9 protein-coding genes and 1 other RNA gene are annotated in these 13,123 nt (G+C 43.3%); 9 read left to right on the forward strand and 1 reads right to left on the reverse strand.

All coding sequences use genetic code 11. The features are described from left to right. Window positions 1-160: 160 nt before the first annotated feature. Together glnA and A7325_RS05235 are read left to right on the forward strand one after the other, a co-directional pair. Window positions 161-1,570 carry a type I glutamate--ammonia ligase gene (gene glnA, locus A7325_RS05230; RefSeq protein ID WP_068405236.1) on the forward strand — a complete coding sequence of 470 codons (1,410 nt, stop codon included), beginning with the start codon at window positions 161-163 and terminating at the stop codon, window positions 1,568-1,570. A gap of 335 nt (window positions 1,571-1,905) precedes the next feature. After that, on the forward strand, window positions 1,906-2,724 hold the full coding sequence (locus tag A7325_RS05235) for a DUF4124 domain-containing protein (protein ID WP_068405238.1): 819 nt from the start codon (window positions 1,906-1,908) through the stop codon (window positions 2,722-2,724). Between the two features lie 115 nt (window positions 2,725-2,839). Here A7325_RS05235 and A7325_RS05240 read toward each other — a convergent pair whose 3' ends face one another. Beyond that, window positions 2,840-3,556, reverse strand: a complete 717-nt coding sequence (locus A7325_RS05240; protein ID WP_068405241.1) for an SIMPL domain-containing protein — start codon at window positions 3,554-3,556, stop codon at window positions 2,840-2,842. A gap of 297 nt (window positions 3,557-3,853) precedes the next feature. Here A7325_RS05240 and ffs point away from each other — a divergent pair. The 7 genes from ffs to gloB all read left to right on the forward strand — a co-directional run bounded on the left by ffs (window position 3,854) and on the right by gloB (window position 13,050). Next, window positions 3,854-3,950, forward strand: an RNA gene (gene ffs, locus A7325_RS05245) — signal recognition particle sRNA small type. Between the two features lie 208 nt (window positions 3,951-4,158). Beyond that, on the forward strand, window positions 4,159-4,755 hold the full coding sequence (locus A7325_RS05250) for a LemA family protein (protein WP_068405244.1): 597 nt from the start codon (window positions 4,159-4,161) through the stop codon (window positions 4,753-4,755). A gap of 92 nt (window positions 4,756-4,847) precedes the next feature. Further along, complete coding sequence (locus tag A7325_RS05255; RefSeq protein ID WP_376784472.1) at window positions 4,848-7,832, forward strand: M48 family metalloprotease; 2,985 nt, start codon at window positions 4,848-4,850, stop codon at window positions 7,830-7,832. 61 nt (window positions 7,833-7,893) lie between these two features. Next, window positions 7,894-8,802: a hypothetical protein gene (locus A7325_RS05260; protein WP_068405247.1), complete on the forward strand. Its 909-nt coding sequence runs from the start codon at window positions 7,894-7,896 to the stop codon at window positions 8,800-8,802. Between the two features lie 147 nt (window positions 8,803-8,949). Beyond that, window positions 8,950-10,059: a 3-phosphoserine/phosphohydroxythreonine transaminase gene (gene serC / locus A7325_RS05265; protein WP_068405250.1), complete on the forward strand. Its 1,110-nt coding sequence runs from the start codon at window positions 8,950-8,952 to the stop codon at window positions 10,057-10,059. A 246-nt stretch (window positions 10,060-10,305) separates the two neighbouring features. Beyond that, entirely contained in the window at window positions 10,306-12,138 is a 1,833-nt protein-coding gene (locus A7325_RS05270) for an extracellular solute-binding protein (RefSeq protein ID WP_068405387.1), read from the forward strand. A gap of 132 nt (window positions 12,139-12,270) precedes the next feature. Beyond that, window positions 12,271-13,050: a hydroxyacylglutathione hydrolase gene (gene gloB / locus A7325_RS05275; RefSeq protein ID WP_068405252.1), complete on the forward strand. Its 780-nt coding sequence runs from the start codon at window positions 12,271-12,273 to the stop codon at window positions 13,048-13,050. Window positions 13,051-13,123: the final 73 nt, after the last annotated feature.

Here is a 13,123-nt window from a genome sequence, read left to right on the forward strand (position 1 = left end):
ATAGCACCTGCATTTATTTGGCTCATAAAAATACTTAAAGCTTAACGCCAGAAAATCAGCTGTGCTTTAAGCAAAAAATAATTTTTAAAAAACTTTTCGTCTAAAATTTTCATACTACGTTACAATTTTATTACCATGTTAACCATAAGGGAAACTTTCCATGTCGAACAAATTACTTGATCTTATCGAATCATCCAATGCCAAATGGGTCGATTTCCGTTTCACCGATACCCGCGGCAAAGAGCAACACATGACTTTCCCAGCGCACAGCGTTGATGAAGAAGTGATGGAAGATGGCAAAATGTTCGACGGCTCATCGATTGCTGGCTGGAAGGGTATCGAAGCCTCAGATATGATTTTGCGCCCTGACCCAGAAACTGCTTTTATCGACCCATTCTTTGACGCAGTTACTGTGGTGGTGACTTGTGACATCATCGAGCCATCAACGCTGCAAGGCTATGACCGTGATCCGCGCTCTATTGCTCGCCGGGCCGAAGAATACTTAAAATCAACGGGTATTGGTGATACCGCTTTTTTTGGTCCTGAGCCTGAGTTCTTTGTTTTTGACGAAGTAAAATGGTCGGTTAATATGTCTGGTGTTAGCCATGAAATCGTCGCTGAAGAAGCCGCTTGGTCAACCAATAAAGCCTATGAATGGGGCAACATGGGGCACCGTCCACGCGTCAAAGGCGGCTATGTACCAGTACCACCGGTTGATAGCTCACAAGACATGCGTGCAGTGATGTGCGAGCGTATCGAAGATATGATTGGCGAAGGTTGTATCGAAGTCCATCATCATGAAGTGACTCCTTGCCAGTTAGAGATTGGCGTGGCTTTTAATACCTTGGTTCGTAAAGCAGACGAAGTACAAAAGCTAAAGTATGCCGTCCATAACGTCGCCCATCAATTTGGCAAAACCGCCACCTTTATGCCAAAACCTATCGTTGGTGATAACGGTTCTGGTATGCACGTGCATATTTCTATCTCAAAAGACGGCGTCAATACTTTCTCAGGTGATGAATATGCGGGCTTGTCAGAAACCGCACTATACTTTATCGGTGGTATTATCAAACATGCCCGTGCTTTAAATGCCATTACCAACCCATCGACCAACAGCTATAAGCGTCTTGTGCCGCATTATGAAGCGCCTATCAAGCTTGCGTACTCAGCGTCTAACCGCTCGGCGTCTATCCGTATCCCGCACGTTAGTAGCCCAAAAGCGGTACGTGTTGAAGCGCGTTTCCCTGACCCAGCAGCCAATCCATACCTAGCGTTTGCGGCGTTATTGATGGCAGGTCTTGACGGTATTCAAAACAAAATGCATCCAGGCGAAGCCGCTGATAAAAACTTATATGACTTACCGCCAGAAGAAGAAGCACTCATTCCAACGGTTGCTGAAAACTTAGAGGTGGCACTACAAGCGTTAAAAGATGACCATGAGTTCTTATTAAAAGGCGATGTGTTTACTAAAGAGATGCTAGAAGCTTACATCGCGCTGAAACAAGAAGAAGTGCAGCGCGTCAATATCACCGTACATCCTGTTGAGTTTGATTTGTACTATAGCTGCTAATTAATAATTAAGGTGGTGTTCTAAAAAGTATGCTGGCGATAGAAGTCAATAAGAAATCTATGCTAAGTTCTCTGATTCTATAGGGCTTTCAAGGCTTCAAAAATTGTTCAAGTTTTAATCAGCATACTTTTTGACACACCACCATAATTAATAGGCTCAATTGTTTTAAATAAGAAAAACCAGCTAAATTATATTTAGCTGGTTTTTTTGCGGGTAATTAAAGTGGACGTTTAATTGTTAAATTTAGTGTGTAGTCATTGCTGATTTAATGGCAAAAATATCGCATAATGGTTGCATCTATATATTAATAACAAATTGCTTTAGGCTGATTGACTATGAGCTCATCATTAAAAAGTACTGTTTTTTTAAATAAAGGGTTGTCGCTAAGCCTATTAACAGGTTTGATTATCAGCACCGCCAGTCTTTACGCGCCGATGACAAATGCCGCTGCTATTTATAAAGTTGTCGATGAAAAGACCGGTCAAGTGACCTTTACCGACCGTCCGCAAAACTACGAACAGCAGACTGGCAAACAAATTAGCCAAACCAGCGTCATGACTGGCAGCGACAGTGTGGGTGCAAATAGTTCTAGTCAAACCAACAATGCCAACAATCAGCCTGTCAATACTACTCAAGCACCTGCTGCTAACACAACTGGCACCACTGCTAATAGTGACACAACCGCTAATAAAGCGCCCATTAATTATCAGCTGACGATAACAGAGCCTAGCGAAGAGCGGGCGTATCATCGTCCGGTACAAAGCATCGATGTCAAGGTGCAAGTAAAACCAGCACTACAAGCAGGCGATAGCGTGAGCCTTTACTTAGATGGTAACGAAGTGGCGCAGGGTTTGAGCGCTTCGATTGCCACCGTTGATATTCTACCGGGTGCGCATAATATCAAAGCGGTGATAAAAAATAAAAAAGGGCAGGTAGCAAAACAGGTCGAGCGTACCGTTTATGTCATTCAAAATACCCAAACCTTGCAAAAAAAGAAGAAATTAGCAGAGCAGCTGTTGGCGTATCAGCGCCTACCTTGGCACCAAAAAGTGTTATTAAAACTGCGTCAAGATGGCAAGCAGCCCAATATGTTGTCATTTACTAAGCCAATAGCTGATAAACCCATGACCCTTGAAGAACCGATAAAGAAATAACCTTGAATCTCTTGATTAAGTGTTAATAATAAAAATATAGCTGTAAAATAAGGGCAGTCGCTGAATCAGTGGCTGCCCTTATTGTTAAAAACCATTTTTTATAACCGTCGTTATCTTATTTAGACAACTCAATCGTGCCATTGGCAGTGACTGAAATGGTACTATTGCCCGATTCAAAATTTTGGCTTGGGACAGCGCTATCCATAGCAGCTGATTCGGCTCTCATGCTATACATAGGGCGAGGGTAATTATTATTGTTGGTATTTAAGTTAACGTTTACCACACGATAGCCGCGCGCATCCCATGCACGGGTCAGGTTTTTAGCCTGCTGCTGAAAGGCGCGTGAAGCATCGGTCATAAGCTTTTGTTCGAGCGCATCTTTTTTAGCATCTGAAACCCCAAAGTTTAGATTCTCCATGACTAAGGTTTGCTGTAAGTCTGCAATCAGCTGGCTGGTGGCGACAAAGTCCGTACTCTTTAAGTCGATACTTGCTTGTCCTGTCCAACCAATGATTTTGTCATTTTTGTCGTAGCGCGGATAGGTGCGCTGCTGGCCAGTACTGACTGTCACGCTCGGGTAGCGTTTGGCGATTTTCATCGCGTTATTGATCGAAGTATTAAGCGTGGTCGCTAGCGTTTTAGCATCTGATGCTTGCGCTTTTTTATACATAGTGGCGCGAACTTCGTCGTTCTGGACTTCCTCTTTGACTTCTGTCTGAAAGGTCAGCTGATCATAACCTGTGGGTTCTGCATGGGCGCTACCCATCATCGCTGTTAGTAGGGCGGCGGTACCCGTAGCAAGTGCGGCTTTGTTCATCCAAGTGTTTTTCATGGTTATCTCCTAATTATTGCTCGTAATGGTCATCATAGTCGTATGAGGGATATGGTCAGAAAACTCATTCTCATATGAGTATTTTTTGTATTGTTTTTTATGCAACATACCCTGACTAAAATAGCAAAAAATCAACAATTTGCTATGAGAATTTTGTGATTTAAGTTGCTGTTTAGATTTGGCCGCATCGTCGCTTGCACGTAGTACTGATAAGGTTGTTTATCGCCTAAAGCAAACAGTTTGACAAAGGGGGTTGTAATAATAAAAAAATCTTGTATAATCTGCAACTGGTGGCTCCATTGGTAGCCTCGCAACATTGTTCTATGAATCCCGCCAGGACCGGAAGGTAGCAACGGTAATAGTTATAATGTGTGCCGAGGATGTGCTGATGGAGTCGCTTTTTTTTGCCTAAAATTTGCTGATAGTCCTGCTATATCGCTTTAAACGAGTCAAACCTCATAATAAGCCCTTCATTGTAAAGGGCTTTTTTTTCGCCTGCATTTCGTCTGATTTTAAACTTCAAACAAAATATATGGGTTAAAATACAATGTAGTAACCTTTAATAACAATATTGTGAACAAAAAACCTTTTGGAGTCTGATAATGAAAATGTTCGTTTGGCTATTCATTGCAGTGGTGGTATTGATCGTGGTGTTTGGGGTGTCGGTATTTAATAAGCTGGTACGTGCCCGCAACCAAGCAAAAAATGGCTTTGCGCAAATCGATGTGCAGCTCAAGCGCCGTCACGATCTGATTCCAAATTTGGTCGAAACCGCCAAGCGTTATCTGCGCCATGAAGAAGAAACGCTGACCCGTGTGATTAATGCGCGTAATCATGCTCAGAGTCTGCAAGATTCTACTAAGCATCAGCCAGATTCGCTTGAACATATGGCGTTGTTTGCCAAAGCAGAGGGTATGTTGTCAAAAGCCTTGGGGAAATTCTCAGCGGTCGTAGAAGCCTATCCTGAGTTAAAAGCGGACAGTATGATTAAAGAGCTGATGGATGAGCTCACCAACACCGAAAACCGCATAGGCTTTGCCCGTCAGCATTATAATGACAGCGTGATGTTTTATAACAATGATCGCGAAGTATTTCCCAATAATCTTGTCAGCACAACCTTTGGCTTTCGTCCACTTAGCCCATTGGTCTTTGAAGATAGAAAACTCATTGCTCAAGCACCTGTCGTCGATATGGGCTGATATTTGTATCATATTAAATGCAGTTAGTTATGGTTAGGTAAAATACATAGATGGATTTTTTTGGTGCACAGCGTAGCCGTACTTAGCGCAGCTTGTTGCTTTATGGGTTATTTTTTCTGATTGTCTTTGCCCATATTGCTGTAGCACTTGGGGTTATGGCGCTGCTGCTCACGCTATTTACCGGTGGCATTTATCATTGGGTATTAATACTGGTTGCTGTCTGGACAATCGGTAGCTTTGTCGTTGGTAGTTTTTTAGAGTATAGACGCTTAAAAGCAGGTGGTCGGGCGATTGCCCAACGTGTGGGTGCAGTGCGCTTGTTTATCGACCACAGCCAAGACACTTGGGAGCATAGCCAAGGAGTTGCCCATCAGCATCAGCCTGTATCAAAAGTTCGCTTTAGTGCCCGCCAGATTGCCGTGCGTGATGAGCGGGATTTCCCGCCTGTTTATCAGCGTTATTATGAGATTGCCCAGCAGCTAGCCATTGCTTCAGGTTTGCGAATGCCAATTTTATATGTGTTGCCTGATGAGCAAGGCATTAATGGTTTTGTGGCGGGTCGCCATAGCCAAGATATGGTACTCGTCGTCACCCAAGGCGCCCTCGATAAGCTATCTGATGAGGCGCTATACGGGCTAATAGGGCACGAGTATGGCCATATCTTACATGGTGATGCGACGTTTAATTTACAGCTAATGGTGGTGTTAGCAGGATTGCAATTACTCTATGACTGGAGTGATTCTATTAATAATTTTGGTTCTGGTTATAAAGTCAGTCATAAAAACACTCAGCAAAACAAGCAGCAAAACTATTTTGATGGCTCTTTTATTAATAGTGCGGTCAATCAAAGCAACCCTTTACCGCAAAAAGCAATCGATAGCCATGCACGTAGCACTGAAGCGCAGACAGCCAACTTTACCACTCATAGTGAATGGGTCGCCCACTGGCAAAACCAGTCGCAAAGCCAGCAATCTTCAGCTAAGAGTCAGTCAAGATGGCTACAACATAATGATAAGTTCAATAGTCAAGCGCCGCGTAATATCTGGACATTATTAATCCATGGATTGAGTTTTTCTAGTATGGCCAGTGCGCAACTGATTAAACACAGCTTTAATCGTGAGCGCGAGTTACTTGCCGATGCGACTAGCGTGCAGCTCACACGCTCACCAGCTATTATGGAAACCTTAAAGGCCATTCACCAAAATGCACTTGGTTCGCGCCTAACTGGCATCGCCGATATCAATGGATTAAGTCATTTTTTCTTTGCCAGTAGTGGTGCCGATTTAGGTGATGTCTCTTGGTTTGCCACGCATCCAAGTTTGGCTGAGCGTATGAGTGCCATCAATGCCAACGCTTATCATGATTTCGCCGTGCAAGTGGCTAAAGAAAAACGTCTCAATCAGCAAAAGATAAAAGAAATTTATGAGCAGCGCCGCTTGGGTGATTGGGGTGTGATAGTAGCAAATAGCCTAAGTAAAAATAAATTTGCTGATAAAAATATTAATAATAAATTCAATGATGTTATTGACGAAGATGCGATTAAAAAAGATGCGATTAAAAAAGAAATCGCTACCTTTTCTACTAGTGAAATGCAGAACGAATTGCAAGGCGATAACGGGCTTGAGTTTGTTGTAGAGCAAGATATTGTTATTGATGGGCGTTTGCAGGTGCAAGCAGAAGATATTGGTACTCATCAGCTGCTTAAGCCGTGGCGAGCTAAACCTGATAGTGATTTGCCATCAGATACCTTGATTGGTATCGAAGATATACAAAAGGTATCGCTACCGCAGTATGTGCTCAATCACAGTTATCACCCGCTAGGGGCGCAGGCTTTGATTGAAGCCGTGCTACTTTGTCATCAGGGCTCTGTGCTGTCAACAACAGCAACTTATGATTTAACTGATATCTGGCTTGGGCTTGATGAGGATAAGAGGTTTTCTGCTGAAACTAAAGTCGATATAAATGACACGCGAGTTTTACCGCATACGATAGATCACAAATTATTAACGGCAGTGGCAAATCTTGATCGACGCTTAGACAGTGCTTTGATTGCATTGGCGCTAAAGCAACTACGCCAGCATAATTTATCAGAAATTGCTATCGATGAGTTGCGCTTAAAATATGAAGCCAGTTATCGTAATCAAGATCATCAACATTACGTGCAGCAAAAAAAGTGTCGGACGATGCTAGTGCGCTATCAGCGAGGTATCATTGAGCTGTTTGAAAACTTACTTACGGCTGATCTAAGCCAAAAATTTGCTGATACTATAGATAATGATGATTCTATTGATAAGCCTCAATCATTATTAAATCCTTTAGAGAATACGCGCTCTCGGTTGTCTCGGTCGCCTTCGATTTTAGCGTTAAGGCAGGCGCTACAGCTGCAGCAATTGTTGCCTATATTATCTGCCATATTAAACGATACACAGGTTCAGTCGCATCTTCACCCTCAATATCCATACTATCAATGGCAGCAAGTATTGTACGCTGGCACGGATGATATTTATGCTCAGCTTGACCCGTCAGGACAGGTATTTGATGGTTTTGATGCTGTCGCAAAAACCATGCTTACTTTATTGGCGTATCGTTTATCAAAGGATGCCAAAGGGCAGATAATATCCGCACTAGATAGCGAATTACATAGCTCAGTGCTCAGCTATAATAGTGTTAGCGTTGCTCATTATCTTGTAGATTTACGCCGTCATGCACGTTTGCTTGATATTGATTTAGCTGCCGCTAGTGAGGCAAATTTGCAATGGCTATTATTGACTGCGCAAAATCTAAATAGTATTCAATTATTAGCATTAATAGCAGCCGTACCTATTTTTATAGCGCCTGCCAGTCAATCGTCTGATTCTCAAGCCAAAGGTGATGATAATTATCGACAGAGACAACAGGGCGACGCTCAAATAGATTATAATGCGACTACTAATAAGCCTTATGGTTATAATGATTACCGGCAATGGCTGAGCACGTTGCATACAGTGATGTTACACGATACGATAGTTAGTCAAGATGAGTATGATTGCTTGACCGAGCTTGCCAATCATTGGCTAGGCGTTCGGCAGCTTTTTTGAGCAGATTAATTGACAATAAAAGCTGTAAATCCATTTTAGACAAGTAGGATAGTAAATAAGCATGAGTGATGTCCAAGACCCGCTAATTGTATTGCAGCATCGTATGCAGCAGCGCCAGATTTTAGCGATGATGGGTATCAATCAGTGGGTGCAGCCGAGCTCTGAAACATTGAGTATCGCTGATATTTCTGCGCCTGCCTTGCCTGATGCGGTTATAGCTAACGCTAGCATTGTTGCATCTCATTCTAATGCTACTGCTTCTACAACAAGCACTGAACAGCCAAGCATAGAATTTTCGAATAATGAATCTTCTCATATTACATCTCCAAATATTAATGCCATAGCCGATGTGGTAGATGATGAGCCTCTTAATCATTATTATGATGACGCTAATGAGACAGGTTTAAGTCATTCTGACCAACAAAGCCCCGTCATCTATCATTTTGACTCGACTACCTCTGATATCTCCAAGCCCGCCGTTACCTCACTTGCAAATAAGGCCGTTCAGCAAACTGCTCTTGATGACATAAATGATACTGCAAGCTTTGAAGATGGCAGTTTTAAAGACAGTGGTTTGAACAAAGAGGGCTTTCAAGAGGAAAGCTTTAAAAAGGTAGCACCCTTTGATTTACAAGGTGGTCGCTATGGCGATTGGGTAATTTTGGTTGATATCCAAGCGCTCAATAATGACAGCCAAAAACTGTGGCAGAATATCACCCAAGCGCTATCTATCAGCTGTGAGACGACCTCATTTCCTATTTGTGAAGGTATGGATACCGCTGAGCTTGCCAATGCCAGCCTTGCAGGATATGTGTTTAAGATTGGTCGTCGCGAAGAGATAAAAGTGGCGGCATTGACCGTATTACCTGACGGCCTTGAGCATCCGAACTTGACTACTGTGCCCACACTCGATGAGATGCTTAAAGATAGCAAACTTAAACGTCAGCTTTGGGAGCAGTTATCAAAGTAGAATTAAAGGCTTGCCACTTACTATTATTACGACTACTACGACTTATTACGACTACTACGACAGAGAGTAAAAGATAACGATAACATTCACCTTTAACAGTTAACCTTTAATAACCACGATGATTTCATCATATTTAGGATAATAATTATGACCACTAAAGCCGCTCCTAACCGTGTACCTAATTTTTCAGCGGGACCTGCCACCATACCGACCGCCGTCTTATCACGCGCTCAAGAAGAGTTGCTTGATTGGCAGGGACGCGGTATGTCGGTCATGGAAGTGAGTCACCGTAGTAAAGAATACATCGCAATTACCGAAAAAGCGGAAGCCAAGTTGCGCTCGCTCATGGACATTCCAGATAACTATAAAGTGCTGTTTTTACAAGGCGGTGCCAGCTTACAGTTTTCAGCGATTCCATTAAATCTGTTAAATGGTGGCCGCGCCGACTATCTAACGACGGGTACTTGGTCTGGTAAAGCGGTCAAAGAAGCACAGCGCTATGCTAAATTAGGTTTAGGCGAGGTTAATGTGGTGGCAACGGGTAAAGACAGTAATTTTACCGACGTGCCAGCCCAAAGCGACTGGAACCTGAGTAAAGATGCGGCGTACTTTCACTACTGCGCTAATGAGACCATTCATGGTTTGCAGATTTTTGAGCCACCACAAGTCGATGCGCCAATTATCGCCGATATGTCCTCTTGCATTTTGTCACAGCCCATTGACGTCTCTAAATTTGGCATGATTTACGCCGGTGCGCAAAAAAATATCGGGCCAGCAGGTCTGATTATCGTGATTATCCGTGAAGATTTATTGGGCAAAGCGAGTGAATGGTGCCCACTACTGATGAACTATGAACATCAGGCGGAAAAAGAGTCGATGTCAAACACGCCAGCGACGTATTCTTGGTATTTAGCAGGGCTGGTGTTTGATTGGTTAGAAGAGCAGGGCGGCGTCGCTGCTATCGGCAAAATCAACCAGCAAAAAGCGGATTTGCTGTATAAAACCATCGATGACAGCAGCTTTTATAGCAATCCAGTTGACCCCAAATATCGCTCTATCATGAATGTGCCGTTTACCTTAGCGGACAGCAGCCTTGATAAAGTGTTTTTAGAAGAGTCGGAAGCGGCGGGCCTTATGAACCTAAAAGGTCACCGCGATGTTGGTGGTATGCGCGCCAGTATTTACAATGCAGTGTCATTAGAGTGGGTACAGCAGTTGGTTGACTTTATGATAGACTTTGAAAAAAAGCACGCTTAAGTTAGCACAGGTTTTAAAATAAAAGACGCAACTTTTATGAGCTGCGTCTTTTTTTATGCGTATTAGTGTTTTTTAAGCGGCATAATCCGTCATGTAGCAACCTTAACGCTGCAAAGCATTAGGTTAAAAAACCTAAATTTGTTATGATAAAATTTCGTCAATTATGTATTTTGTCGTCAGTCGCGCATTTTTTATCCCAGTTGGTTTAGAGTAGAGGGTCGTTATGAGGGGTATTACATAGTCATGATGCTAAAAAACTCTATGCTAAAAGCCGTCTTGCTTGTTATTACGGTCAGCTGGATACCTGTTAGTATCGCAGCGCCAATCACCACGACTGCGCTTGGGCATAATAGTACCACTGAGTATATTGATGTACCGTATATGCCTTATGCCAATCCAAAGGCGCCCAAAGGTGGTACGCTGTCGCTAGATGCACGCGGCACCTTTAATGCGGCCAATAAATGGATGACCACAGGCGTGGCGATGGTTGGCACCGACTATCTGTACGATACCTTGATGACGGGCTCCCTCAATGAAGCCTTTACCATGTATCCGCAGCTGGCTGATAAAGTCACCTATGATCCTGACGATACCAGTTGGATTATTTACCATGTTAATCCTGCTGCGCGCTTTTGGGACGGCTCGCCCGTGACCAGTCATGATGTTAAAGCCACTTATGATGCGATATTGACTAAAGGTCCGATGTATATCCGCAGCTATTTGGGCGATATTAAAGACATTGAGATTATCGATAAGCAGCGGGTAAAGTTTGTTTTTAAGTCTGATGATAATAAAGAGATATTATTAACGGTTGGGCAATTCCCTATTTTTGCTAAATCCTCGATTGATACAGATTTTGAAAAAATAACATTGACGCCGCTCATGGGTAGTGGTCCTTATAAGCTTGGCCGCGTCGATGCGGGGCGTGCGGTCAGCTATGTGCGTGATCCCAATTATTGGGGCCGTGATTTGATGGTCAATCGCGGTCGTTATAATTTTGATATGATTAAGTTTGTCTATTATCAAAGTGATGAGATTGCTTTTGAGGGTTTTAAATCTGGGCAATATCGTTTTCGCCCTGAGAATAAAGCGTCGAACTGGGCAACGGGTTATAACTTTCCTGCAGTCAAGGCAGGTTTGATTTATAAAGAAACTATAAGCAGCGAAAACCCAGTACCAATGCAAGGTCTAGTCATGAATATGCGACGTCCCATCTTTCAAGATATTCGCGTTCGCCAAGCCTTGACGGCAGCTTACGATTTTGAGTGGATGAACAAAACTTTATTCCATGGCCAATATGAGCGCTTACAAAGCTTTTTTCATGGCTCAGAGCTAGCAGCAACTGGCACGCCATCTGCGGCTGAGATGCAGGTATTAAAACCATTGCTAACCAAGCTTGAACCAATTCAGCGGCAAGCGGTATTGACGGAATGGCGATTGCCAACCAGCGATGGTAGCGGTTTTAATCGTCAAGGATTGTTAGAGGCGCGGCAGCTATTGCTAGAGGCTGGTTTTTATTATCAAGATATGAAGTTGTATCAGCCAAACGGTAAGCTTGCTCAGATTGAGATCTTGATGACGGGTGAAACCATGGGGCGGGTATTGTTGCCTTATATTCGTAACCTAAAGCGTTTGGGCTTTGATGCGACCTTACGCCAAGTCGATGGGCCACAATATTATGAACGTGTGCGCCGATTTGACTACGATATGATGGTCGACATCTTTGCCCAGAGCTTATCGCCTGGCGCGGAGCAAGTGGGCTTTTGGGGCAGTGCTGCCGCCGATGAAGCGGGTAACGCCAATACCATCGGTATTAAAAACCCTGCGATTGACAGTGTTATTAAAAAACTGGGCGATGCTAAAAGTCGCGATGAGATTGTCTTATATACGCACGTACTTGATCGCCTGCTACGGGCAGGACATTATTTAGTCCCTTTATATGGCAAATCTAGCACCAATGTTGCCTACTGGAATCAATATCGGCATACGGCAAAACTGCCGACCAATGCGATCGGTATCGATTATTGGTGGTCAGATAAAGAAGCGGAAGCCCGTGTTAATCGATACTTAAAGCAATAGTTTAAGATAATGGCTCAAAACAGTTATTTAAAAATTATCATTTAAACCAGTAAATAAAATCTCGTTTCATTTGGTTTTTAAAATTTAATAAAAAACATCAGTAATAAAGACAATCACTGCTAAGGATTTTATATGAGTATTCGTATTCACCCCATTAAAGCGTTCAATGACAACTATATTTGGACACTCATTAATGAAAATAATAAGCAGGCGATTGTCATTGATCCGGGTCAAGCCGAGCCAGTTATCGCTTATTTAGAAGAAAATGGCTTGGAGCTGACGTCTATCTGGACCACGCATCATCACCATGATCATATCGGCGGTGTTGCCGAGCTACAAGAATCTTATCCGATGACGCATTTGGTTGCGCATACAGAGCATAACGTCGATGAAGATCAGGCTATCAAAGATGGTAGTACGGTCAGTGCGTGGGGCTGTGCCGCGCAAGTGTGGGATGTGTCTGGTCATACTGCAAGCCACATGGCGTATATCTTAGATATCGATGGACAAAAGCATTGTTTTTGCGGTGATACCTTATTTAGTGCCGGTTGCGGACGTGTCTTTACCGGCACGATTGAGCAATTGCATGAGAGCTTTAAGCGCTTAAATGGCTTGCCAGCTGAGACGCTGCTGTATCCAGCCCATGAATATACTGCCAGCAACTTACGCTTTGGCTTATCTATTGAACCTGCCAATGAAGCGATGCAGCAAGCGCTTGCGCAAGCAGAAGAAAAAACCGCCCAAGGTATCCCGACATTGCCAGTCATTTTAGAACACGAGCGCGCAATCAACGTGTTTTTACGCACGCAAGAGCCCAGTGTGATAGCAGGGGTGAGGTCTAAAGTCACTATCGATGATGACAAGTCTTTGACAGTATTTGCCGCATTACGTGAGCTTAAAAATAACTTCTAAATGCTAGGGCGTGTCCTCACTTCAAGCGATTGTATCTAAATGGGCTAAAAATGGCTAAATTTTGCCAAATATC

This window comes from Psychrobacter sp. SHUES1 (genome assembly GCF_001652315.1).
Taxonomy (GTDB): Bacteria; Pseudomonadota; Gammaproteobacteria; order Pseudomonadales; family Moraxellaceae; genus Psychrobacter; species Psychrobacter faecalis.

Coding starts and splice junctions, on each gene's coding strand:
- glnA (WP_068405236.1), top strand. CDS start 161: ATGTCGAACAAATTACTTGATCTTATCGAATCATCCAATGCCAAATGG.
- A7325_RS05235 (WP_068405238.1), top strand. CDS start 1,906: ATGAGCTCATCATTAAAAAGTACTGTTTTTTTAAATAAAGGGTTGTCG.
- A7325_RS05240 (WP_068405241.1), bottom strand. CDS start 3,556: ATGAAAAACACTTGGATGAACAAAGCCGCACTTGCTACGGGTACCGCC.
- A7325_RS05250 (WP_068405244.1), top strand. CDS start 4,159: ATGAAAATGTTCGTTTGGCTATTCATTGCAGTGGTGGTATTGATCGTG.
- A7325_RS05260 (WP_068405247.1), top strand. CDS start 7,894: ATGAGTGATGTCCAAGACCCGCTAATTGTATTGCAGCATCGTATGCAG.
- serC (WP_068405250.1), top strand. CDS start 8,950: ATGACCACTAAAGCCGCTCCTAACCGTGTACCTAATTTTTCAGCGGGA.
- A7325_RS05270 (WP_068405387.1), top strand. CDS start 10,306: ATGCTAAAAAACTCTATGCTAAAAGCCGTCTTGCTTGTTATTACGGTC.
- gloB (WP_068405252.1), top strand. CDS start 12,271: ATGAGTATTCGTATTCACCCCATTAAAGCGTTCAATGACAACTATATT.